At 44.5% G+C, this 23,443-nt stretch carries 20 protein-coding genes; 12 read left to right on the forward strand and 8 right to left on the reverse strand.

Annotation, left to right across the window (positions count from 1 at the left end):
- Nucleotides 1-94: 94 nt before the first annotated feature.
- Nucleotides 95-1,918, forward strand: a complete 1,824-nt coding sequence (locus H9L11_RS03065; protein WP_205390987.1) for a DUF3413 domain-containing protein — start codon at nt 95-97, stop codon at nt 1,916-1,918.
- Nucleotides 1,919-1,993: 75 nt separating this feature from the next.
- Here the strand turns inward: H9L11_RS03065 and H9L11_RS03070 are convergent, their stop codons facing one another.
- Nucleotides 1,994-2,968, reverse strand: a complete 975-nt coding sequence (locus H9L11_RS03070; protein WP_005391714.1) for a TDT family transporter — start codon at nt 2,966-2,968, stop codon at nt 1,994-1,996.
- A 109-nt stretch (nt 2,969-3,077) separates the two neighbouring features.
- Here H9L11_RS03070 and H9L11_RS03075 point away from each other — a divergent pair, with 109 nt between their 5' ends.
- A complete protein-coding gene (locus H9L11_RS03075; RefSeq protein WP_205390988.1) occupies nt 3,078-4,004 on the forward strand; it encodes a LysR substrate-binding domain-containing protein in 927 nt (308 codons plus the stop codon).
- A gap of 128 nt (nt 4,005-4,132) precedes the next feature.
- Nucleotides 4,133-4,432 (forward strand): YebG family protein, encoded by a 300-nt coding sequence (locus H9L11_RS03080; protein WP_005386503.1) that lies wholly within the window; start codon nt 4,133-4,135, stop codon nt 4,430-4,432.
- A gap of 57 nt (nt 4,433-4,489) precedes the next feature.
- Here the strand turns inward: H9L11_RS03080 and H9L11_RS03085 are convergent, their stop codons facing one another.
- A complete protein-coding gene (locus H9L11_RS03085) occupies nt 4,490-5,092 on the reverse strand; it encodes a hypothetical protein (RefSeq protein WP_033905556.1) in 603 nt (200 codons plus the stop codon).
- Nucleotides 5,076-5,690, reverse strand: coding sequence for an AHH domain-containing protein (locus H9L11_RS03090; RefSeq protein ID WP_033905557.1), 615 nt, complete (start codon nt 5,688-5,690; stop codon nt 5,076-5,078). Before H9L11_RS03090 ends, H9L11_RS03085 begins: the two co-directional genes overlap by 17 nt.
- Nucleotides 5,691-6,136: 446 nt before the next feature.
- Here H9L11_RS03090 and dapD point away from each other — a divergent pair, with 446 nt between their 5' ends.
- A complete protein-coding gene (gene dapD, locus H9L11_RS03095; RefSeq protein WP_025768219.1) occupies nt 6,137-7,168 on the forward strand; it encodes a 2,3,4,5-tetrahydropyridine-2,6-dicarboxylate N-succinyltransferase in 1,032 nt (343 codons plus the stop codon).
- 70 nt (nt 7,169-7,238) lie between these two features.
- On the opposite strand, the gene glpQ is transcribed toward dapD, so the two are convergent.
- Together glpQ and glpT are read right to left on the reverse strand one after the other, a co-directional pair.
- Entirely contained in the window at nt 7,239-8,294 is a 1,056-nt protein-coding gene (gene glpQ, locus H9L11_RS03100) for a glycerophosphodiester phosphodiesterase (RefSeq protein ID WP_205390989.1), read from the reverse strand.
- 56 nt (nt 8,295-8,350) lie between these two features.
- A complete protein-coding gene (gene glpT, locus H9L11_RS03105; RefSeq protein ID WP_005380199.1) occupies nt 8,351-9,715 on the reverse strand; it encodes a glycerol-3-phosphate transporter in 1,365 nt (454 codons plus the stop codon).
- A gap of 896 nt (nt 9,716-10,611) precedes the next feature.
- On the opposite strand from glpT, the gene H9L11_RS03110 reads away from it, so the two are divergent.
- The 5 genes from H9L11_RS03110 to H9L11_RS03130 all read left to right on the forward strand — a co-directional run bounded on the left by H9L11_RS03110 (nt 10,612) and on the right by H9L11_RS03130 (nt 16,961).
- Complete coding sequence (locus H9L11_RS03110) at nt 10,612-11,466, forward strand: MIP/aquaporin family protein (RefSeq protein WP_005380195.1); 855 nt, start codon at nt 10,612-10,614, stop codon at nt 11,464-11,466.
- Nucleotides 11,467-11,525: 59 nt separating this feature from the next.
- A complete protein-coding gene (gene glpK, locus H9L11_RS03115; protein ID WP_005380193.1) occupies nt 11,526-13,043 on the forward strand; it encodes a glycerol kinase GlpK in 1,518 nt (505 codons plus the stop codon).
- Nucleotides 13,044-13,202: 159 nt separating this feature from the next.
- The gene (locus tag H9L11_RS03120) at nt 13,203-13,994 is read left to right on the forward strand and encodes a DeoR/GlpR family transcriptional regulator (protein ID WP_005380192.1); all 792 of its coding nucleotides are present in this window, start codon (nt 13,203-13,205) and stop codon (nt 13,992-13,994) included.
- Nucleotides 13,995-14,170: 176 nt separating this feature from the next.
- Nucleotides 14,171-15,730, forward strand: coding sequence for a glycerol-3-phosphate dehydrogenase (glpD, locus tag H9L11_RS03125; RefSeq protein WP_033905559.1), 1,560 nt, complete (start codon nt 14,171-14,173; stop codon nt 15,728-15,730).
- Between the two features lie 277 nt (nt 15,731-16,007).
- Nucleotides 16,008-16,961: a CorA family divalent cation transporter gene (locus H9L11_RS03130; RefSeq protein WP_005391702.1), complete on the forward strand. Its 954-nt coding sequence runs from the start codon at nt 16,008-16,010 to the stop codon at nt 16,959-16,961.
- A gap of 73 nt (nt 16,962-17,034) precedes the next feature.
- Here the strand turns inward: H9L11_RS03130 and H9L11_RS03135 are convergent, their stop codons facing one another.
- A complete protein-coding gene (locus H9L11_RS03135) occupies nt 17,035-18,219 on the reverse strand; it encodes an NnrS family protein (protein WP_205390990.1) in 1,185 nt (394 codons plus the stop codon).
- Nucleotides 18,220-18,403: 184 nt separating this feature from the next.
- Between H9L11_RS03135 and H9L11_RS03140 the strand changes: the two genes are divergently transcribed.
- Nucleotides 18,404-18,955 (forward strand): gamma-glutamylcyclotransferase family protein, encoded by a 552-nt coding sequence (locus H9L11_RS03140; RefSeq protein ID WP_042521366.1) that lies wholly within the window; start codon nt 18,404-18,406, stop codon nt 18,953-18,955.
- 38 nt (nt 18,956-18,993) lie between these two features.
- Here H9L11_RS03140 and H9L11_RS03145 read toward each other — a convergent pair whose 3' ends face one another.
- Nucleotides 18,994-19,581: an outer membrane beta-barrel protein gene (locus H9L11_RS03145; protein WP_017820436.1), complete on the reverse strand. Its 588-nt coding sequence runs from the start codon at nt 19,579-19,581 to the stop codon at nt 18,994-18,996.
- Nucleotides 19,582-20,001: 420 nt separating this feature from the next.
- On the opposite strand from H9L11_RS03145, the gene ebgR reads away from it, so the two are divergent.
- A complete protein-coding gene (gene ebgR, locus H9L11_RS03150) occupies nt 20,002-20,988 on the forward strand; it encodes a transcriptional regulator EbgR (protein WP_025768213.1) in 987 nt (328 codons plus the stop codon).
- Nucleotides 20,989-21,158: 170 nt separating this feature from the next.
- Here ebgR and H9L11_RS03155 read toward each other — a convergent pair whose 3' ends face one another.
- Entirely contained in the window at nt 21,159-22,100 is a 942-nt protein-coding gene (locus tag H9L11_RS03155) for a LysR family transcriptional regulator (RefSeq protein ID WP_064376473.1), read from the reverse strand.
- Nucleotides 22,101-22,188: 88 nt separating this feature from the next.
- On the opposite strand from H9L11_RS03155, the gene chrA reads away from it, so the two are divergent.
- Nucleotides 22,189-23,328 carry a chromate efflux transporter gene (gene chrA / locus H9L11_RS03160; protein ID WP_017820434.1) on the forward strand — a complete coding sequence of 380 codons (1,140 nt, stop codon included), beginning with the start codon at nt 22,189-22,191 and terminating at the stop codon, nt 23,326-23,328.
- Nucleotides 23,329-23,443: the final 115 nt, after the last annotated feature.

Below are 23,443 nucleotides of genomic sequence, written 5' to 3' on the forward strand. Positions count from 1 at the left end.
TCCATACAAAATGTGACATTCGTCGCAACTATTCCATAATAAAAAACACTGTTTTATACTCCCTCTACCCATAATTTATAAACAAACAAAAAGTATGTTTCGCAAACTGTCTTCCAACAGCGCTTGGCTGATTGCTTTTTTTGCTTGCTTTGCAGTGTACCTGTCGATCGCTTGTTATCCTTTTGTGTTGTCTAACAATCAGAATGAACCGCTAACCTTGTTGCAAGGTTACTATTTGGTTTCGACTCAATATGGCTGGCTGGGCTTGATCGCTCTTCCATTTATGTTGTTGAGTTTATTGCTCTCTTTTCTACCGACTCGAGCATTCAAAGGTATCGTGATCGCTATCGCGATCTGTCTATTGATCATGTTTAAAGTCGATATCCTCGTTTTTCAGCAATACAAACTTCACATCAACGCCCTATTAATCCGTATGTTTTTCGAAGGTGGCGGTGATGTCTTCGATATTTCTTGGATGAGTTGGCTTATCTTCGTCAGTGAAGTTGCCGTTCTGGTGATCGGGCTTGCCTGTACCGTTTGGGTAAGTAATAAACTGGCACAAAGCCGAGCTAAGTTCGTTTTGATCAGCGTTTGGTTTGCTGTATTGCTTAGCACGCAGATGATTCATGCGTACAAAAACGCACTTTACGACGATGAAGTCAGTCAGTTTTCGAATAACTGGCCACTTTACTACCCGCTGACGGCTCGTAAATTTATTTACAAACACGACCTAGTGGATGAGAACATTGCATCGAAGAACCGCGTAGAGTTAACCAACATTGAACGTAGCTCACTCAACTATCCGCTTGCGCCGATTCAAGTGCAAAGCAAAGAGAAACAACCCAATGTCTTGTTTATCTTGGTTGATGCGTGGCGCTACAGTGATGCGACGCCGGAAGTCATGCCAAATGTCAGCAAGTTCGCCGAAAAAACAGTGAATTTCACACAACATATGAGCGGCGGCAACTCAACTCAAGCGGGTATTTTCAGCCTGTTTTACAGCTTGCCAGCGACCTACTGGGAAAGCTTTTACGCAAGTCAACGCTCTCCTGTTTTTATGGATACGCTGCAAGCAGAAGGCTACCGCATGGGCATTTTTGGCTCGGCACCGCTCACCAGCCCGCCACTTTCTCGCACGGTATTCAAAAAAGTGTCGGACTTGACCCTGAAACAAACTGGGGAAACAGCTGTCGAGCGCGATCAGCAGATAACAGACAAGTTCATCGAGTTCCAAAAGCAGGATAGCGACAAACCGTACTTTGGTTTTCTGTTCTACGATGCCGCCCATGGCACAGTATTTCCCGAACCTGAATTTGCGAAATTCAAACCATACTGGGAACGCGTTGACCACATTTTGCTCAACAACGATTTTGACGCTTCGCTTTACCATAATCGATACAAGAACTCGTTGTACTACATCGATAGCTTGATTGGTGATGTGCTGAAAAACGTCGACTTAGACAATACCATTGTGGTGATTTCATCAGATCATGGTGAAGAGTTTAATGACCATAAGATGAACTATTGGGGCCACACGGGTAACTACAGTGACGTTCAAGTACATGTGCCTCTTTACGTGTACATGCCAAATCGTCAGCCAGAGCAAATTGATTACCGCACGACCCATTTTGACGTCGTGCCAACCATGATGAATACGCTGTTTGACGTTCAAGGCACAACGAGTTCATACAGCGTTGGTCATAACTTGTTTGATAGCTCAGCCTCTCGCGATTGGTATATTGCAGGCAGCTACTACAACTATGCATTGGTCGGCAAAGAACTGATGCTTGTGGTCAACCCTGGCGGGCACTCTCAGCAACTGAATCGCCAGTTAAAAGTCGAGAAAGAACAGAAAGTTCCTGTCGATATCATTCGTCATTCTCTGGATGAGATGTCGCGATTTTACAAAAAAGGCTAGCGTTCAACATCGACGCCGATTGAAATAAAAAAGCCTCTTGGTTGTAAGACCAAGAGGCTTTTTCCTATCTGCTATTTAAGCGTGATGAGCGTGCATCAAGCGTGGCTGAATCAACAAGTTGTTGATGTATTGTAAGGCCACATAAGAGACAACAAATGTTGCCACAATCAACTCAAGACTAGCTAAGCCTCGCACTTGTTGAACATAGTGCGCAGCCAATCCTTGCAACTCCATCCAATTCGCCATTTTAAACAGCGCCGTCGCACCGATCACCATCGGGAAAGTGAACGCCGCATAGCCTGGGCTAAATGGCAGTCTAAGCAATTTAAAGAATGCGAGGTAAATGATGGCTGTCATCAATACCGCGATACCAAATAGCATAGCGATGATCACTGGTGATGGTGTCGCAGTGACCGTTAAGTACCCTGCCAATGATAGACTTGCTGGTGCCGCCATAATTGCCATTGTTGGTTTCGCTGCATCCGGAATTTCATGGGTAAACATGAAACGGTAAATCATCATCGGCAACATGATCGCGTACGCCACCATACCAAACATCAATGCACCTTGTGCCACTGGTGCTAACATCGGGTTGCCAGAGAAAGACACATCCGCAACGATGATACCCACAGGCGGTACAAACCAACTAGGAACCATGTGGTGCAATTCAAAATCTTTGGCGCGATGGTAAACAAAGCTCACCAAGAATACGATGTGCAAAACCACCGCAATCAGCCAAAGCGCATCGCCAGCTAATGGGTAAAAATGGCCGAGAGAGTTCGATACCACCATAGTGCCCATCGCAAATGTCGGAACCACGCTGCCCACAACCGGATGAGCAAGATCTTGTCTCAATAGATGATTATGTAGCAAAAACTTGGTTGCCAATATAGCCAACAATATGCTCGCGATACCCGCACTAATCCACTGTCCGTAGCCATGTAATTCGGCGAAGTTCTCCCAACTCCAGCCCAAGCTTGCAATACCAAGAGCCAAACCCGCCATTGGAGTTGGTGCTCCCATTACTTTTGCTTTTGTTCTTTGAATCATGATGACCTCAACCAGACTCACTCTTGATGGGACGTATAATACGCTTGCACTTCGTTCCGATATATCTAATTATTTAAAACAAACGTTCAGAATTACTTAACGGTGGGGTATGGCAAGTCACATTTCTCTTAAACAACTGAAAGTGTTTACGACGATCACGCAGCACAAAACGCTCACAGCGGCTTCTGATAGTCTCTTTTTATCGAAAGCCGCAGTGAGCATGGCACTCTCAGAATTAGAAAAGCAGATCGGCCATCACTTATTTGATCGTGTTAATAACCGACTGATTTTGAACCAAGAAGGTCAAAAACTACTGCCACTGGCGGATGAATTACTCAACCGAGCCAAGGACATCGAGAGCATTTTCGATGGTGACCAAGCGCTATCGGGCCAACTTCGCATTGGTGCCAGCGACACCATTGGCAACCAAGTCGCGCCCTATTTGCTTAGCGAATTTCGTCAGCAAACGAACCATCGTTCTCAAAGTCTGTTCATTTCTAACTCCGCACAAATCTGCGACATGCTGACCGATTACGAGTTAGACATAGCCCTCATTGAAGGCAAAACACTTCACCCTGAATTGCAGTCTACCCAGTTTAGCGAAGATGAAATGTGCGTGATTTGCGCGCCCAATTCCCCAGCCGCGCACGAAGGGCCAGTAAACTTAACCGAGCTAGAAAACAGTGAATGGATATTGCGAGAGGCAGGATCTGGTTCACGCGAATTTTTTATGCGCGTTGTCGCGCCGCGCTTGGAACATTGGCATGAAGCTTTTCAGCTCAATACCACCGAAGCGTTGATCAACTCAGTATCGGCAGGGTTAGGCTTGGGCTGCTTGTCACGTTTGTCTGCAGAACCTGCTATTCGTGACGGCCGCGTAAAACTGCTCGACATGCCTTTAGATATGAAACGTCGCTTCTGGTTACTGGTTCATAAAGAGAAATATCAAAGCCCATTGCTCAAAACGTTTATCGAATTTTGCCAAGATTGGGAGCGACCAACAAACCTTCCTTTGACGGACAAACCCGCAAAGTGAAACCAAGATAGTTTAAATGCTAGTCAGTTAGTTGTACGTGTCTCTCATTCTGAGGCTTGTCGCTAGACTTGATTGGTCAAAAACTGTATAAAAAGCCAGTATCAATACACCAAATTAGGGGACCAACCATGGCTGTAATCGTCAAGTACGTGGTAGAACGCAATGGAGAAGAGAAAATGACTTTTACCTCTAAAGCGGAAGCTGACGCATACGACAAAATGCTGGATATGGCAGACGAGTTATTCTCACTGCTGGGTAAAAGTGAACTTCTAGAAGACGAAGGTAAGCAAGAAGATCTTGCAATGTACCTTGCGCAAAACAAAGAAGAAGTGCTTTACGCTCTGGGTGCAAAACGTAAACCTGCACCAAAAAAAGCAAAGAAGCTTGAAGCTGTTGAAGAAGATAGCGAGCAAGAAGACGCTGCATAAGCCTCTCATTTGTTTAGAAAAAACGTCGCATTATGCGGCGTTTTTTTATTCCTGAAGTTAAACACTCTCTATTTCATAAAAACTAACCCCGGTAAACTCGTTTTTAGTCACTAGATTTAAAAAGCTATTGTCGATATTTGAAGTATAGATGCTTATTGGAGAACCACTTAATTTGAAGAGCCTCGGGGTTGAAACTTTAGCACGATCAATAACAAAACGCTTATATGGTCTAGTTCTATGAACTCTGCCATTTGGCTTGTAGTTTATCTCGCACAGTTCAGTATGTAATGCATCCAATTTAGAAGTCACATTAAGTGCATACCAAATGGAGTTATCCACATTTACAGGTAGGAATTCACAACAATCTCCGAGCGTATCTTTGAACAAGCTCGCAATATCATGGCGAACTACGTACGTACAGCTACCCCAGGCAGCAATCATTGGTTTTATTAAGTCATCGGAATCATCATGCCGGAGCCAATCAAGTGTCAATGGTTGCCAAGTTGATATTTTTGAAGCTCCATTGAATATTGGTAAAACTTCATTATTCACGTCGTCTAAACCCAATAGGCTCGTGTGCTCTAGATATAAATATTTATCCACATCTGGCTGAATACCAAATACCTTAGTAAAAGTTTGTTTTTTAAACTGCAATTTCATTCGCCCTTATTTTTCTGGTTATTGGAAACATGCCCATTTTCAAGTCGTCTCCAATATCCTCTAAAACCTCAACGATATCTTCTCTATCTGCATCCTGAGCAATCGTATTTTCAAGTAAATGTTCAACGTTCAAATAGTAAAATGAAGTATGGATACAGGAGTGAGAATAAGCTTCAACCATTTGCGAATGGGGCACATGTTTATTCCATCTTGGTAAAAATACACCATTTTCCGCACTATCTATATCGATTCGAAATGCTGATAGCCTCATTCTGGACTTTGCAGCTCTAATGTCTTTCCATGATACAATATGATGAGCAGCTACATTCTTAGGACGACATTGCCCTGTTTTTTTAAGGATGTTTTTGGCCAAGCGATAACTATGGGCCTTATTATGCTCCCACCTTATATGTTGATTAAGTAAAAGATCATCTTTGGATATCACCCCTCTCTTATACTTAATAGAATCTATCACTGAACCTGCATAAAATATTTGAAATTGCGAAGCTTGCTTGGAAGCGAATAACTTATCACCAGTCACATTAAACAAATCTCTTTCCAGCTCAGACGTTGTAACCGTAACGACTTTTTTACCCATACTGATCTCATTGAAAATGCTTAAAAACGTAGATCAACCTTAATATGAATCAATATGAATATAAAGGATTATTTATCTCAAAACCGAGCCGCCTCAAGCTTGCGCCAAATTTATTTGAACTTATACGACACCTTGTTCTAAACAATTAAAAACATACCTCTGTATCTCGAAAGAACTCGCCAGAATAGGAAAACGCCCTTTCTTTCTAGAGCCGAGACAAGAAACTGCCTTCTATCGTTTCAGCAAAACTCCCCCAATAGACCACCTCGTAGCCACATTTCTCATCAGACAAACATATCTCTAAAAAGACAAAAGGTATCCATCTACGGACTTTCTCCATTTCCCCTCTTTAAACTCCCCAACACTCTCTTTATGATGACTGACAACTTAATTATTTCTTGTCAGTGAACAGACGAGACACAAGACTCAACACATGGAGATCAACTATGGCTTTCTTCTCTCTAGCCTTTGGTACGGCAACTAAAAACCGCGACGGCAAAATCATCGAAGCGTTTTTCCCAAACCCAGTTCTTAACCCAAGCGAAGCGCTTGTTAACGCACTAGCAGCAGTAGCAGGTTACGAGCAAGGCAACCAAGCTATCGAGATCTCTGCAGCACAAAGCGCAGAACTGGCAGCAGCATTTGAAGCAAACGGCGATGCGGCAAACGCTTCTTTCGCAGCAAAAGCAGCAGAATCAGCACAACCACTTGTACTGGTTATCCTTGCAACTGACGAGCAGCCACAAAGCGTTGCTGAAGGCTTCCTAAAACTTCAACTTATCTCTAACCGCCTAGTTCAACCGCACGGCACGGTACTAGACGGTATCTTCGGTCTACTACACAACATCGCATGGACTAACGAAGGTCCAATCGACCTACCTGAACTGGCAGAGCGTCAAATCGAAGCTCGCCTAGCGGGTCGTGCACTAAGCGTAGATTGCGTAGACAAGTTCCCTAAAATGGTGGACTACGTGGTACCAACTGGCGTTCGTATCGCTGACACTTCTCGCGTACGTCTTGGCGCACACGTTGGCGAAGGCACAACGGTAATGCACGAAGGCTTCATCAACTTCAACGCAGGTACAACTGGCGTGAGCATGGTTGAAGGTCGCATCTCTGCTGGTGTAGTGGTTGGTAACGGCTCTGACATCGGCGGCGGCGCATCTATCATGGGTACGCTATCTGGCGGCGGTAAAGTTGTGGTTTCTATAGGTGAAAACTCGCTACTAGGCGCGAACGCAGGTCTTGGCTTCCCAATGGGTGACCGTTGTACTATCGAATCAGGTCTATACGTAACTGCTGGTTCTAAAGTACGCATGCTAGATTCTGACGGTCAAGAAGTCGAAGTGGTGAAAGCACGCGATCTTGCTGGAGTTTCTGACCTACTGTTCCGTCGTAACTCTGTAACAGGTCAAATCGAATGTCTTGCTAACAAGAGCGCGGTTGAACTGAACAGCGAACTGCATAAAAACAACTAATAAATAGTTAAGAAAAATCCCCCAGCAGGAAACTGTTGGGGGATTTTTTAGCTTAAAGAAAAATGCGTGATTACTGATTTAAAAAGCTGACCGCTTTATCTGGGAAATCAGTAAACAAACCATCCACTTTTACTTGGTTGTAGTACACATCCATCATGCCTTCAAAGCTGTCAGTGTACGCTGGAATGCGTCCTGGATCGGCGCGGAACGTGTATGGATGCACTTGCAAGCCAGCGTCTTTTGCAGCCTTCATCAACGGCTTGATGATGATATTGTCTTTGGTTGACTTATCATCCACCAGCATCGGCTTCCAAGGTCCAATTCCTTCCGCGTAACTCGCTACTTTCTTCATTCCGTCGGCTTCGAACATCCAGTCATAACTGTATGGTGTTGCCTTGTCGCCTTTGTACACCATAGTTTCGTTCCAGTCCGTGTAAGCCATAAGCTGAACGAGCTTTAAGTCCATGTCCATTGCAGGCATGAGTTCACTGTTGATGCGTTGAAGTTCATTCGCATCAAAACACTGAAGGTAGACTTTGTCGTCTTGAGAGCCGTAACCGTACTGCTTCAAGACTTTAAGTACTGCTTTAGAAATGTCCTTACCTTCATGACGATGGAACCAAGGCGCTTTAATTTCTGGGTAAATACCGATGTCATAACCCAGCGTTTTGTTTAAGCCTTGGATCAGCTCAATCTCTTCAGCAAACGTCGGCACGGTGAAGTCAGATTTCCACATAGGGAATCGGGTTGGATAGCCCGCTACTTTGTTGCCTTTCTCATCGATGTTGAACCCTTCGGTAGCTCGCAAGGATTTGATTTCCGCCAGAGTGAAATCAATCGCGTAATAACGACCATCTTTACGTGCACGATCAGGAAAACGCTCCGCAACATCCGTTACGCGATCGAGATAATGGTCATGCAACACGACCAACTGGTCGTCTTTCGTCATTACCACATCTTGTTCTATGTAGTCAGGTTTCATTGCGTAAGCAAGTGCTTTGGCTTCTAGCGTGTGCTCAGGCAAGTAGCCCGATGCGCCACGGTGCGCAATGACAAGCGGCTTCGCAATCGCACCAGCAGAGAGGCTAAGTGCTAAAAAAGTAAGACATACTGACTTTGTTTTCATTGTTATTTCCTTGATAAAGCGAAGAGGCAGTATTCCACTGCCTCTTTAAATAAATATTACGCTAGCGCTTCCTTCTCGCGCTCTTTTTGCTCGTGGTGCGCACGTTCACCTAAGAAGGCGTACATCAAACACACGATAGAAGTAATACAAGAACCCACTAAGATGATAAAGCCACCATCCCAGCCAAAGTGGTCTACGGTGTAGCCCAAAATCGCGTTTGCGGCAACTGCCCCACCCAGGTATCCAAACAAACCAGTAAGACCAGCGGCAGTACCTGCGGCTTTCTTCGGAGCGAGTTCAAGTGCGTACAAACCGATCAGCATAACCGGACCATAGATTAGGAAGCCAATTGCAATAAGCGCCATCATATCTACTGTTGGGTTGCCCGCAGGGTTAAACCAATAAACCATCACTGCAACTGTCACTAGAACCATAAATAAGATACCAGCAGGTGCACGACGACCTTTGAACAATTTGTCAGAGATCCAACCACACAATAGTGTTCCTGGAATGCCAGCCCATTCGTATAAGAAATAAGCCCATGACGATTTATCTACCGAGAAATCCTTCGCTTCTTTTAGGTAAACCGGTGCCCAGTCCAGTACGCCGTAACGAATTAGGTAAACAAATGCGTTTGCAATTGCAATCGACCAAAGAAGTTTGTTGTTGAAGACGTATTTGAAGAAGATTTCCTTCGCTGTCATTTCTTGTTCATGGGACTTGTCATAGTCATCTGGGTAATCGTCTTTGTACTCTTCAATCGGAGGCAGACCACAAGACTGAGGGGTATCGCGAACCGTCATCCAAACAAACACAGCAACCAACGTGGCGAAAAATGCAGGAACATAAAATGCAGTGCGCCAATCATCGTTAAATGCCCATAGGCCAAGAATAAATAGTGGACCAATCAAGCCGCCACCCACGTTGTGCGCCACGTTCCAAACCGAAACGATCTCACCACGCTCTTTACGTGACCACCAGTGCACCATGGTTCGGCCACAAGCAGGCCACCCCATCCCTTGGAACCAACCGTTTAAGAAAAGCAAAATGAACATCGCAGTGACGCTACCAGTCGCCCATGGCATAAAGCCAAAGCAAAACATCACTAATGCAGACATCAATAGGCCGCCACTAAGGAAATAGCGAGGGTTGGAGCGGTCTGAAACGCTGCCCATTAGAAACTTAGAGAGACCATATGCAATGGAAACAGCTGCCAAGGCGACACCTAAGTCTCCGCGGCTAAAGCCTTGCTCGATAAGATAAGGCATCGCCAAACTGAAGTTTTTACGAACTAGATAGTAACCGGCGTAGCCAACAAAGATACCGATAAAGAGTTGCCAACGGAGGCGAGAGTAGGTGCTATCGATGCTGCCAGGGGACAGACGATCAATGTGCGCCTTAGGTTTGAATATTCCAAACATAGGAACCTCATTATTTTGTATGCGATGGTAAAAACACAAAAGGAGCGAACGAAACAAAATAAATCTTCGTTCGAAAGTTCATGAATTGTATGGAGTTAGGATTTTATTTCTGTGACAAATGTTGCACATGGATTAAATATAAGTAAATACAGTAAATTATATGAGCATTAATTAGATCATCGTTCAACTTTACTCAAGATTCGTTAATATGAAACTGACATTCAAACCTCTCACTTGAGCATTCCAATTCGAAACCTTTGAAACAAAGGCTCGAATTAGAACATAAACTAACCGTAAAAAGGGCGATTTACGCCTGCCCTACTCGCTCCGAACCAACTAATAACTAAAAAGCTGAAAAACGATCACGTTTAGCATCAAACGAAATAAAAAAAACAATTTTTATTTGAATACAAGCCGAAGCAATGATTCACAAACACAAGACATTAACAGCGTTTATTCTCTTCTCAACTCATCCTATTGGTATCAATGGGATGACGATTTTTCTAAAAGTCCAAACATGACAGCGTATTTTTTTATATCACTGCTAGCCCTTGATACATTTGACATTCTCCTACTCCTTTAGGGTTAACTGCTGCACAAGTTCTGTGTAATAAATCTCCAAGCACGTAGCAGCTTCACAAAACTCCTCTTACCAGTTGTGCATTCTTTTTCACATCGGTAATTTGAGCGCTCTCATCACTGGCCTCGTGACAAATAAATTATTTTCGTTGTGTTCTTTTCCGGTTAAAAGATGCGCCATTTAACAAAAACGAAGACTTTGATTAACAAATTTATGCTCAAACGCTCATTTTTAACGCTCGTTTGTTTTCGCAAACGTTTATATATGCACAATAGTATCGTGCTAGACAGGCAAAAATGATCAAAGGACTTTTAACATGACAACGAACAAACACCCCTCTCTGCTTGGAGAATGTTTGGCCGAGTTTATCGGTACAGGACTACTTATTTTCTTCGGCGTAGGCTGTGTTGCAGCCTTAGTTCTAACAGGCGCATCATTTGGACAATGGGAAATCAGTATTGTATGGGGCTTCGGTGTCGCCATCGCGATTTACTGTACGGCTGGCGTCTCTGGTGCACACATCAACCCTGCCGTTACCATCGCACTTGCTATGTTCCATGGTTTTGATAAGGCGAAAGTGGTGCCATACATTATCGCTCAAATGCTTGGGGCATTCTGTTCTGCTGCATTGGTATACAGCTTATACAGCAACCTTTTCACCGACTACGAAATCGCTCATAACTTCGTTCGCAGCAGCCAAGATGCACTAGCAACTGCTGGTATCTTCTCAACCTATCCGCATGCCTCCCTCTCTTTCTTTGGTGCTTTTGCTGTGGAATTCGTTATCACTGCTGTGCTGATGTTTGCGATTCTGGCTCTGGGCGATGAAAATAACGGCGCGGCTCGTGGCGCAATGAACCCTCTATTGATCGGTATTTTGATTGCCGTCATCGGTGGTTCACTTGGCCCACTAACAGGCTTTGCGATGAACCCTGCTCGTGACTTTGGACCGAAGCTGTTCGCTTACTTCGCAGGTTGGGATTACGCTCTGACAGGTGCAAAAGACATTCCTTACTTTATCGTGCCTTTACTTGCTCCGATTGCAGGTGCGTGTTTTGGTGGTTGGTTGTATCCAAAAGCGATTGCAGCTTACCTTCCACAACAAGGCCACGGTTGCACGATTCCAAACCAATGTGAGACGGAAGAAGAAACAGAAGAAGCTAGAGCTTAAAACTGACGTAACTCGAACATTTACTAAAATATAAATAACGAAACAAAAGGATTCTTACCATGACTGAGCAAAAATACATTGTTGCCCTAGACCAAGGTACAACAAGCTCTCGCGCAGTGATTCTTGATCACGATGCGAACATCGTAAGCGTCGCGCAACGCGAATTTACTCAGATTTATCCAGAAGCTGGTTGGGTTGAACATGATCCAATGGAGATCTGGGCAACACAAAGCTCTACCTTAGTAGAAGCTCTAGCTAAGTCTGGTATCCGTAGCGACCAATTAGCGGCTATCGGTATTACTAACCAGCGTGAAACGACCATCGTCTGGAATAAAGAAACAGGTAAACCCGTTTACAATGCGATCGTATGGCAATGTCGCCGTACTGCTGATATCTGTGAAGATTTAAAAGCACGCGGTCTCGAAAACTATGTACGTGACAACACTGGTTTGGTGCTTGACCCTTACTTCTCAGGTACCAAAGTTAAATGGATTCTGGACAATGTTGAAGGCGCACGAGAAGACGCAGAAGCAGGTAAGCTGTTGTTTGGTACTGTCGATACTTGGTTAGTTTGGAAGATGACTCAAGGTCGCGTTCACGTAACCGACTACACTAACGCATCGCGTACCATGCTGTTTAACATCAACGATCTATGTTGGGATCAAAAAATGTTAGATGAGCTTGGCATCCCAGCATCTATGATGCCAGAAGTGAAGCGCTCATCGGAAATTTACGGTAAAACCAACATCGGTGGTAAAGGCGGTACTCGTATTCCTATTTCTGGAATAGCAGGTGACCAACAAGCGGCGCTTTACGGCCAAATGTGTGTTGAAGCGGGTCAAGCGAAAAACACTTACGGTACGGGTTGTTTCTTGCTAATGAATACGGGCCAAGAAAAAGTCACTTCGACACATGGTCTTCTAACAACTTTGGCTTGTGGTCCTGCAGGCGAACCAGCTTATGCACTTGAAGGTGCCGTATTCATGGGTGGAGCTTCTATCCAATGGCTACGCGATGAATTGAAAATCCTAAACGGTGCAGAAGACTCTGAATACTTCGCGACAAAAGTGGATACATCAAACGGCGTTTATGTCGTGCCTGCATTTACTGGTTTAGGCGCTCCATACTGGGATGCCTACGCACGTGGCACGATTGTCGGCCTTACTCGCGGTGTGAATTCAAACCATATCATCCGTGCAACATTGGAAGGCATCGCTTATCAAACTCGTGACGTACTGGATGCGATGCAAGCTGACTCAGGCATTAAGCTTGCGAACCTTCGAGTCGATGGTGGTGCAGTAGCGAACAACTTCCTAATGCAATTCCAATCCGATGTATTGAACACAGAAGTACACCGCCCTCAAGTAACTGAGGTTACCGCTCTTGGTGCAGCCTACCTTGCCGGCCTTGCCGTTGGTTACTGGGATAGCATTGATGAGTTGCAGAATAAAGCGGTACTTGATCGCACCTTTGAGCCACACGATGATGAAGAAAAACGCAATCGTCGTTACAAGGGCTGGAAACGTGCAGTGAAATGTGCACAAACCTGGTCTGAACTTCACGACGAAGAAGATTAATCTCATCTCCATACGAAAAAAAGAGCGCCATTTGTGCGCTCTTTTTGCGCTTTATCCCCGATTCCTGAACTCGCTTACTTCTCACAACGAGCAAATTCGAGCACAATAGAGCTTCGAATTTGAAGCATTGGCCGTTACCAATGCACAAGGGAGTGGTAAGTGAAGCAAATACCTCGACACCAGCAGATTGTTGAGCTGGTGAAAAAACAAGGCTATGTCAGCACGGATGAGTTGGTAGAAAGATTCAATGTCAGCCCACAAACCATCCGACGCGATCTCAATGAACTCGCCGATGACAACAAAATTCGTCGTTATCACGGTGGAGCCACTATTCCTCTCAGTTCTGAAAACACATCTTACAACACGCGTAAAGCGCTCAACTTCAATGAAAAAGATGTCATTGCAGACGAGGTAGTCAAACACATTCCAGATGGTGCCACACTATTCATCGATATCGGCACCACACCAGAAGCAGTTGCGCGAGCGCTCAATAAAAATCATAAACAGTTGCGTGTTGTCACCAACAACATCAATGTTGCGACCATTCTTTTCCCTAACCCTGAAATCAAAGTCATCTTAGCGGGTGGAGAAGTCCGCAGCAGAGACGGCGGTATTGTTGGCGAGGCTACCCTCGATTTCGTTAAACAGTTCCGTCTCGACTTTGGTATTCTCGGCATTAGCGGTATCGACTTCGATGGCTCGCTATTAGACTTTGATTACCACGAAGTCCGGGTAAAACAAGCGATCATTGACAATAGCCGTAGTGTATTTCTTGCCGTAGACCACACCAAGTTCGGGCGCAATGCTATGGTGAAACTAGGCAATATTGCACAGCTCAACATGATCTTTACCAATAAGCAGCCACCAGAAGAAATCTTGTCAATTTTGAAGGAAGCTTCTATCCCACTTGAAGTGGTTGAAGCTAACGAATCAAACTCCGAAAACGAGTAACGTCAATCGTATAACTCCCCCTCAAATGACCTCTGTCTTAATTAGACAGAGGTTTTTTTGTGTCTAAATCACACAAAACGCTCACAAACGAAAATAATAGATGATCACAAACGAAACCTGAGCTAGGATTACATTATGTTCTAAAATGCTCGTTCGCTCACCAAGAGGTCAAATTTATGAGTATACAAAATAATGCTTCCACTACTAGCTCATCCACTACCTTAGACTTGATCGTAATCGGTGGCGGCATTAACGGAGCTGGTATTGCAGCAGACGCAGCTGGCCGAGGTTTGAGTGTTGGCTTATACGAAGCAAATGACTTCGCATCTGCGACTTCTTCAGCAAGTTCTAAACTGATACACGGCGGTTTACGCTACCTTGAACACTACGAGTTTCGTTTAGTTTCGGAAGCGCTCGCAGAGCGTGAGGTTATTCTTCGTAAAGCACCACACGTCGCACTACCAATGCGTTTCCGTTTACCGCACCGCCCATTCCTACGCCCAGCTTGGATGATTCGTTGTGGCCTTTTCCTTTACGATAACTTGGGTAAACGTACGACGCTGCAAGGCAGTAAAACCGTCAACCTTGCGAAATCTGGCTTGCTAAAACCAGAAATGAAAACGGGTTTCGAATACTCTGACTGTTGGGTTGATGATGCACGTTTAGTATTACTGAACGTTCTTGCGGCTCGCGAAAACCATGCTGAAGTGCGTAACTACTGCCGCGTGGAAAAAGCACACCGTGAAGGTGGTATCTGGCATGTTACTATTCACGATGTGATGACAGACCAACGTTTCGAACGTAAAGCGAAAGCGTTAGTCAATGCTGCGGGGCCTTGGGTAAAACAGTTCTTTGATGATGGATTAGAGCAAGCCTCTCCTCGTAACATTCGCTTAATCAAAGGCTCGCACATCGTTGTTCCTCGTATCCACAACGAACCGCAAGCCTACATTCTTCAAAACAAAGACAATCGCATCGTATTTATGATTCCTTACTTAGATAAGTTCTCAATCATTGGTACAACAGATGTGGAATACAAAGGTGACCCACGTGAAGTGTCGATCTCAGATGACGAAGTCGATTACCTCATTGATATCGTAAACCAACACTTTGTCCACCAGTTGACTCGCGAAGATGTAGTTTGGACATACAGCGGTGTTCGTCCTTTATGTGACGATGAATCTGACTCTCCGCAAGCAATCACACGAGACTACACGCTAGAGCTCGATGCGGAATACGACCATGCACCTCTGCTTTCTGTTTTTGGTGGTAAGTTAACGACCTACCGTAAGTTAGGTGAAGCAGCAATGAAGAAACTTGCTCCGTTCCTACCTGAAATGGGTAAAGACTGGACGGCCAACCAAACCCTTCCTGGTGGTAACTTCAGCTGTAGTCGTGAACAATTAGCGAAACAAATTCATGCTAAATACACTTGGGCGCCAGAAGCATTGATTCTTCGTTATGTCACTCAGTTTGGTACCCAAACGTGGAACTTAATGGAAGGTACAACAAGTGAAGCTGACTTAGGACAAACGTTCTCGACACAAGCCGGTGGTGTTTACCAACGTGAGATCGATTACTTAATGAACCATGAAATGGCAATGACCGATGAAGACATTTTATGGCGCCGTACTAAGCTTGGTCTTTACATGAACGAGGAAGAAAAACAGGCCTTAACGGACTATTTAAAGAAAAAGCTACAACAGAAAGTGGTTAATCTTTCTCAAGTTGGCTAACAGCTCCCCTCCCTCCCCCCACAATAAAGCCTGCTTAGTTGCAGGCTTTATTGTTTTGTTGTTTAAGCACAACACCTTGGTGCGCTCCACTCGATTGCAAATAAGAACAACTATTCATAGACATTTGGCGTTAAATACAATCATACTCATTTGAAAAATAATGCATCAATGACTTCAGAGTACCGTACTCAGAGCATTGCCTCTGTATGGCAATGCAATTCTCGCGAAAGAAGTATCTTGAGGTTATTTTGGTATCGGCTCAAACAAGGAAAAGAAAATGGGTTTTATGATTGAACATTGGGACTTCTCAACCCCAGAAGCAACTCAACAATCCACCACGGCAGAGCAAATTCAAGCTAAGCATTGGTACCATTGCGAACGGCTGCATCCTGATATTCGTGGTTGGCTGGAGCAAAACCAAGTACCTCGAGCTACGGTTGATCATCTATTAGCCGACGAAAGCCGACCATCTTTCCATCCTTTAGATGACGAGAACTTCATGTTGATTTTACGAGGCGTCAATATGAACGGCAATGCATCACCAGAAGATATGCTTAGTATTCGAATTCTCTACTTTCAAGGCGCACTCATTTCAACTCGTAAAATTCCATCACGCGCGATCATGGAGATTCGCCAAGCATTAGCGGAACACAAAGGCCCAAAAAGTCTTGCTAGTTTACTTCATCAGATCATTGAAGGATTAAACAGTAAAATAGACATTTACCTTGATACAATTGAAGAAACACTAAACCAGTTCGACGTGAATGATGAATCGACGTACAAACATATGGCGACTCAAAAAGCACTGATTTCTATCAAGCGTTTTATTCGCCCTCAGCAGTACGCTATCCGTGATCTTGTGGAGTCAGAATCAGAATTGATTGCTTTGAGACCTCATCAATATCGCTTCGCACACAATAATATTACGCGCATAAATGAAACACTTGAGTTTTATCTTGGAGAAGTGGCGCTTTTCCAAGAAGAGATCAAACATCATCGTGATGAGAAAACCAATAAAAACAGTTACCTGTTTACTTTGGTAGCAACGATTTTTCTACCAACCAGCTTCTTAACAGGTTTACTCGGTATCAATGTTGGTGGAATGCCAGGCGTGGAATCCACCATGGCATTCACCTGGTTCTGCATCGCCTTAATTGTCATTTTTGGTCTAGAGTGGTGGCTATTTAAACGCTTGGGGCTCACGAATAAAGCGGACGACGAAGACGAATAAACACTAAACCTATAAAGAACAAAAACCAAAAGAGGAGCACGCGGCTCCTCTTTTCTCTACTCACATTAGAATCTTATCCGGGGTGACCATCCACACGAGGGGTCACAAGCATCACACCAAAGCGCCACACAAACAGCCCAAACGCAACAATCCATAATCCGCCGCTGATATCAATCCACAGCATCATGTTCGCCGGGTCAAAGATCACGGCGAAACTGCGAACCAAAGCTGCCGCGGTAATCGCTGTAAACGCAAGGCTCATGTTTGGCCCTTTGTAGATCATGCGACCAGTATGTCCCATCGTCACCCGTGCAATCATCGCTAAAATCAAACCGCCTAACGCACCTATCGCAAACAGGTGAATGAGGTTATGGCTGGCAAATGCATCTCCCCAGACGCCTCGCAAAATTAAGCTTAGTGGTAAACACAAATACGCAGCATGCAGCGACCACACTAAAGGCTCGCTCAGGGTTAACCAAGGTTTCCAGCGAACAAAACGCACCAACTGAGCAACACCTGCAAATAGCATCAAAGGACTACCTAGTTCTGCAAACGTCACAGGGAAAAAGCTCAGCACAAATAGCATTACCAATGGCAAGTTCGCGAACCACTCTAACCAAGCCAATGGTTGCACTTTTTCGAAATTAAATCGACGCGCAGTAAAAAATGGAATCACACGTCCGCCCATCACTGACAACAGCAAGGTAAACCACCACAGCATTGCTTGCCACACCGCTGAAGAGCTAAAGGGCGGCATACCTTTTATCGTTGCGTAGCTTGCAAAGTTCGCAAAGATGGCCAAAAGAAACAGTGGAACGAAAAACAAATTACGCCAACCTTTGGCTCGATACACACGAATGCCCACCTCATAGGCGATAAACAGTAAAAATACCGCTTCGATACTGCTGGTTAACCATAACGGTGCTTGTGTCCAAAGCAATATGCGGGGCACTAACCACAAGCCAAATAAAGCCAGAAGCATGTAATGCTTGGTACCATTAATGCCAGTCCAGTTTTGTACCGCGGTCAGTACAAAGCCAACTACGATTGCCATCGAAAAACCGAACAACATTTCATGTACGTGCCACCATAATGCCGGTACAGCTAATGCGTTTGGCTGTCCGCTCTGGAACATCCACACCCACAACGCGATCGCAACAATGGCGTAAATCGACCCAAACAGAAAAAACGGCCGAAAGCCTAATCGCAGCCATGCGGGGATTTTTTCTTCCACTTTTTTATCGGTGATATTCAGCATTATCTTGCCCTCAAGCGTCTCTTGATGCTGGTTGACTCAACTACAATATTGATGCTACCACAAACATGCATAAAAAATACATGTTTATAATTAAGATTATACTTAAGAGGTAAAGTTGTGCTTCAGAGGCGGGTTAGGTATAAACGGTGAGAGACACAACCATCAGTTAAGGGATGCAACGAAGATGTACATATTTGGCTATGGCAGTTTGATTAATTCTGCGTCACGTAAGTTAACCGGACAAACGGGAGAAGCCATTCCCGTCATTGCTCATGGACTGGTGCGCTACTGGGGGAAGATTGACGACAGCTACAGCCTCTCTCCATTAGTGGTGAACCAAGGCGATGGACAGGTTAATGGCGTTTTACTCGAAGTGAATAAAGAAGCGCTCGCAGAATTCGATCGCCGTGAGCGAGGTTATCATCGTATTCAACTGCAGCCAGATCAAATCGAAACAGATGCGAGTTTTAACCAAGAACACGACATTTGGGTTTACGTAAAAGACGAGCCACTACCACCATGCGCAAAGAGCCCAATCATGCAAAGTTATGTTGATACCGTACTGGCAGGTTGCTTGGAAGTTTCCCACGCGTTTGCAGAGCATTTTGTGCGTCACACCATTGGCTGGCAACACGCGAAAGAAAATGACCGCCACCAACCCAAATATGGCAACCTTGCAGGCGTACAAGATCACCATTATGAGTTGATTGATAATCTAATAAAAAAAGGAGCCTAACGGCTCCTTTTTAGTATCTATGTTTTGCTTACGCGAGCTTAAAACTTGTAATCAACACCAACGTACAGGCTGTCAAAATCAAAATCTTCGCTGCCACCGTTTTCGGCATCAATACTTACCGAAGAAGCACGGTAGCCACCAGATACAACCAAACCTGAAGCGAACTCATAACCAGCCTCAACACCGTAGTTAAAGCCTACATCACGACCATCATCGGTAACAGTGCTAGATGATTTCACTTCATAAGAAACACTCATTACACCAAGGCCAGCAATCGCACCAACATAGAAGCCTGTACCTGCAAATTGGTATTTAGGCTTCGCATTGAAATTGAACGCAGAAGCATCAACACTAAATTTAACCGGCCACCCCATGTAAGAAAATGTTTCTTCAAAGTCGCCAAAGTATATGTACTCACCTTCAAAAGCTAGTTTGAAGTTTTCTGAATATTGAAGCTCTTTACCTACAGCAAGGCTAAGACCTGTCGCAGAAAGATCTTTTGACAAGCTTTTAACTTTAAGATCTGAATTTACCAAATCAGCACCAACATACCAGTTACCTTTTGCTTGAACTGATGCTGAAGCAACCACTGCACCTAAAGCCAATAATGGCAATACTTTTTTCATTATAATTTCCTAATTTTTCATACTGTTAGACAGCTTTTAAAAGCGCGGAGATTATAAATAGAGTTGAATACTTTCCTATTGATTTGTTTATAAAATGAGACACAAAACATAAACATGAACAATAAAACGTTTGCTTGATTAAACTCTAAACAGCTCGAGTCCTATTAAGTACTAGAGTTACCACAAGTAGCAAGTTTCCAAACCAGTCGCGTTTTTCAGTATTTTTACAGCAATATAATCCTTACGTTTACGGCTTTATTTATTACTCAATAGAGTCTATTTCATGAAAACAATTTGGCTTGATATGATGATTTAAAGTGTTTAGGACTGTCTTACTAAAGGTTTGTGCATATCTAAGTAGCTGTTTAAAATAGTCAGATTATTGAGCTCACACTTGGGCAGTGCCAACGGGAAATTTACATGGCAAAGCTAAAAGATATCGCCATTGAAGCAGGCGTCTCACTTGCAACCGTATCGCGGGTTTTGAACAACGACCCAACGTTGAGCGTTAAAGAAGAAACCAAATACCGCATTTTGGAAATTGCAGAAAAACTGGAGTACCGCACCAGTAGCTCGAAGAAAGGCATCAAAGAAGCTAAGCAAAAACATCACTTTTTAGCCTTATATAACTACAAACAAGAAACAGAGGTGAATGACCCTTACTACTTATCAATTCGTCATGGGATTGAAACGCAATGCGACAAATTAGGTATTACGCTAACCAATTGCTATAACAGTGAAATTGATGTTGAAACGAAAAAGATAACAGGTGTCCTTTTAGTCGGAAATGTCGACCAAAAGGTAGTAGATAAATTACCTAAACGTCTAGCCGATAGCATTTGCTACATAAACTTTTCAGATCCAACCTGCCCTTATGATTGCGTTGATGTCGACCTTATTCGAATCAGTAGGCAAGTAGTTGATTTCTTTGTACAACGAGGCCACCGCCGCATCGGTTATATTGGCGGTCAAGACAAGCACGACGCAGCTGACACTCGTGAAAATGTGTTTTTGGACTATGGCTATCTAAAAGGCGTGGTCGCAGAACATGATATACACTATTGTGCCTGCTCTAGTTTGTCCGGTTATAACTTAGCGAAAGAGATGCTAGCCAAAGGTGACTTCCCGAAAGCAGTATTCATTGATTCAGACTCCATCGCGATTGGCATAGTACGTGCAATCCATGAATTTGGCTTAAAGATACCAGAGGATATTACGCTGATTAGTATGAATGATATTCCTACTGCTCGCTTTACCTTTCCGCCGTTGTCTACAATTCGTATTCACTCTGAGTTGATGGGAACTCAGGGAGTGAACTTACTAGTGGAAAAATACCGAGATGGACGCTTACTCCCTCTTCATGTATACGTTCAAACAGAGCTTAAACTACGTGGTACAACTCAATGATACCTTTTCCATTAATTTCTTTTATGAATTAAATCTGGAACATCCCCCCCTAACCCAAGATATTCATTTTGCACAATCAGTACTGTTTCGGCGTAACGCCGATAACTCAGCGGGTAGTAAGAAGTTCAACAACAAATCACTCTAAGCACCATGAGTGCCCCAAATGTTTATCATTTAGAGGTGATGGTCGAAGAAACCAACTCGCGTAGCCAAATGCCTTTGTCTTCATTGTTTCGGCTGGAATGCCACAGCATGGCAATATCAAAATCCGCAACGGCGATCGGCGGCTTAACAGTAATGAGATCGTCCGAAAAGCCCTCCGCCAACGCCATTTTTTCTGGCACGATGGCAATGAGATCGCGCTTTTTCAATAGATGCCGAATAGTGAGAAAGTTGCGCGACGCCACGGTGACTTTGCGGCTCAAGCCATGTTCTGCGAGCTTTTGGTCTACTTGTGTCTTTAAGCTCCCATCGGGACTTACCAGAGCTTGCTCGATGTTCGCGAACGCTTCCAGAGACAGCAGTGTTTCCCCTTTCAACACCTGTTTATCACACATGCACACGTGTTTTTCGGTGTACAAGTACAAGCTCTCAAAGTTGTCATCCAACACCGGCATGCTGCCAATAATGACATCGAGCTTTTCGTGCTCAGTTAATGCCACGTAGTTGCTACGATTGACGTTAATAAAACTGATCTGCGCCTCTGGGGCGCGCTGGCGTATTTCGTCATAAAGCCGAGGAGCAAAGATAAACTCGGCATAATCCGTTAACCCGATGCGACATACACCCGCGTAATTTTCAGGTTGGAAGGCAGACTTAGTGAGCAAGTCTTTGGCGATAGAATCCAACAAGTGATGCACAGTTGGCGCGATGTGGTGAGCGTGCTCGGTGGGCTCCATATTGTGCCCTTTTCGCTCAAAAAGCGGGTCGTCAAACAACAACCTTAAACGAGACAAACTATGACTCATCGCCGACTGGCTAACGTAACTTTTCTCTGCCGCGACGCTAACGCTTCGATAGCGATACAAGTAGGAAAACGTCACCAATAAGTTCAAGTCAATGTTGCGCCACTGAATGTCCTCTTTCACTCCAACATCCTCATCCCATTTCATTCATAGATGAAATTAAAATCATCAATTTGAGTCATTTTAGAGCATTCGATAAATTAGCAACAATGCTTTTTAGATAAACAGGCTCGACATGTTCACCATATTCAAAACTTTTTTCTGGCTGGGTTGGTTCAGCTTCGGCGGCCCGGCGGCTCATATTGGTTATTTTCGCCAAACCTTTGTTGAGAAACTGAAATGGCTTGATGACAGCGAGTACGCGCAAATTGTCGCACTCAGTCAGTTTTTGCCGGGACCGGGCTCAAGCCAAGTTGGCTTTGCTTTAGGTTATAAACGCGGCGGTTTAGGTGGCGCATGCGCAGCATTTGTCGGATTCACTCTTCCTTCGGTGATCATCATGTTGGCGCTGGCGATGGTGAGCAGCCAAATCACCGACACCGCAGTGTTCCAAAACATCGTTCACGGCCTAAAACTGCTCGCAGTCGTCGTCGTGGCGGATGCGACTTGGGGCATGTACAAAAACTTCTGCCAAAGTAAACTGACCGCGGGTTTGTGCGTCGCGACTGCGATTGCGTTGCTGGTGGCACCAAGCATCATGACGCAAATGTTCGTGTTGATCGCAGCAGGTTTTGTCGGTACGCGATATCTGAAGAAAGACTCCGCGTCATCAGCCGAGCCGTTTAAACCGTCTATCGCGCCATTGGCTCTATTTGCGGTGCTTTTACTCGGCTTACCATTAGTGGCTCATACGTTACCTTTGCTTGGGCTGTTTAGTGATTTTTTCCAAGCTGGTAGTTTAGTGTTTGGTGGCGGTCATGTGGTGCTGCCGCTTCTGCAAAACATTGTTGGCGACCAGCTCAGCCAAGATGCATTTTTAACAGGCTACGCCGCTGCACAAGCTGTACCGGGGCCAATGTTCACCTTTGCGACTTTTATCGGTTATGAGCTTTCGGATACGCCAATTTTAGGCGCTCTGATCGCAACGCTTGGCGTATTCCTCCCAGGGTTTCTTTTACTGCTTGGCGTTCTTAAAAACTGGCAAGCACTGGCAGGCAAACCGCTGGTCTCCGGCGCCATCAACGGTGTAAATGCCTCGGTAGTAGGGTTGCTACTCGCGGCACTTTACCAGCCAGTATTTAGCAGCGCAGTTGTTGCTCCCATCGACATGGCGTTAGTGATTGCGGGTTTCTATCTACACAAAAAGCTCAACCTTTCGGTACTATGGATGATCGTGTTTTTTGTGGCAGCAGGCCTTGTCACGGGCATGATGTAGCCTGCTGATACGCCAACTATTGAATCTAGATAAACCACGGGCACTCAAATACGAGTGCCCTTGCTTAGATTAGATAGTGAAAACGGAACAGACCCCGATAAAAAGAGCATCACAA

Origin of the sequence: Vibrio sp. sp1, assembly GCF_016920955.1 — a bacterium.
GTDB classification, from domain to species: Bacteria; Pseudomonadota; Gammaproteobacteria; order Enterobacterales; family Vibrionaceae; genus Vibrio; species Vibrio alginolyticus.

Coding starts and splice junctions, on each gene's coding strand:
- H9L11_RS03075 (WP_205390988.1), top strand. CDS start 3,078: ATGGCAAGTCACATTTCTCTTAAACAACTGAAAGTGTTTACGACGATC.
- H9L11_RS03070 (WP_005391714.1), bottom strand. CDS start 2,968: ATGATTCAAAGAACAAAAGCAAAAGTAATGGGAGCACCAACTCCAATG.
- glpT (WP_005380199.1), bottom strand. CDS start 9,715: ATGTTTGGAATATTCAAACCTAAGGCGCACATTGATCGTCTGTCCCCT.
- H9L11_RS03155 (WP_064376473.1), bottom strand. CDS start 22,100: ATGAAATGGGATGAGGATGTTGGAGTGAAAGAGGACATTCAGTGGCGC.
- H9L11_RS03135 (WP_205390990.1), bottom strand. CDS start 18,219: ATGCTGAATATCACCGATAAAAAAGTGGAAGAAAAAATCCCCGCATGG.
- H9L11_RS03090 (WP_033905557.1), bottom strand. CDS start 5,690: ATGGGTAAAAAAGTCGTTACGGTTACAACGTCTGAGCTGGAAAGAGAT.
- H9L11_RS03145 (WP_017820436.1), bottom strand. CDS start 19,581: ATGAAAAAAGTATTGCCATTATTGGCTTTAGGTGCAGTGGTTGCTTCA.
- H9L11_RS03110 (WP_005380195.1), top strand. CDS start 10,612: ATGACAACGAACAAACACCCCTCTCTGCTTGGAGAATGTTTGGCCGAG.
- H9L11_RS03065 (WP_205390987.1), top strand. CDS start 95: ATGTTTCGCAAACTGTCTTCCAACAGCGCTTGGCTGATTGCTTTTTTT.
- ebgR (WP_025768213.1), top strand. CDS start 20,002: ATGGCAAAGCTAAAAGATATCGCCATTGAAGCAGGCGTCTCACTTGCA.
- glpD (WP_033905559.1), top strand. CDS start 14,171: ATGAGTATACAAAATAATGCTTCCACTACTAGCTCATCCACTACCTTA.
- glpQ (WP_205390989.1), bottom strand. CDS start 8,294: ATGAAAACAAAGTCAGTATGTCTTACTTTTTTAGCACTTAGCCTCTCT.
- glpK (WP_005380193.1), top strand. CDS start 11,526: ATGACTGAGCAAAAATACATTGTTGCCCTAGACCAAGGTACAACAAGC.
- H9L11_RS03080 (WP_005386503.1), top strand. CDS start 4,133: ATGGCTGTAATCGTCAAGTACGTGGTAGAACGCAATGGAGAAGAGAAA.
- chrA (WP_017820434.1), top strand. CDS start 22,189: ATGTTCACCATATTCAAAACTTTTTTCTGGCTGGGTTGGTTCAGCTTC.
- dapD (WP_025768219.1), top strand. CDS start 6,137: ATGGCTTTCTTCTCTCTAGCCTTTGGTACGGCAACTAAAAACCGCGAC.
- H9L11_RS03140 (WP_042521366.1), top strand. CDS start 18,404: ATGTACATATTTGGCTATGGCAGTTTGATTAATTCTGCGTCACGTAAG.
- H9L11_RS03130 (WP_005391702.1), top strand. CDS start 16,008: ATGGGTTTTATGATTGAACATTGGGACTTCTCAACCCCAGAAGCAACT.
- H9L11_RS03085 (WP_033905556.1), bottom strand. CDS start 5,092: ATGAAATTGCAGTTTAAAAAACAAACTTTTACTAAGGTATTTGGTATT.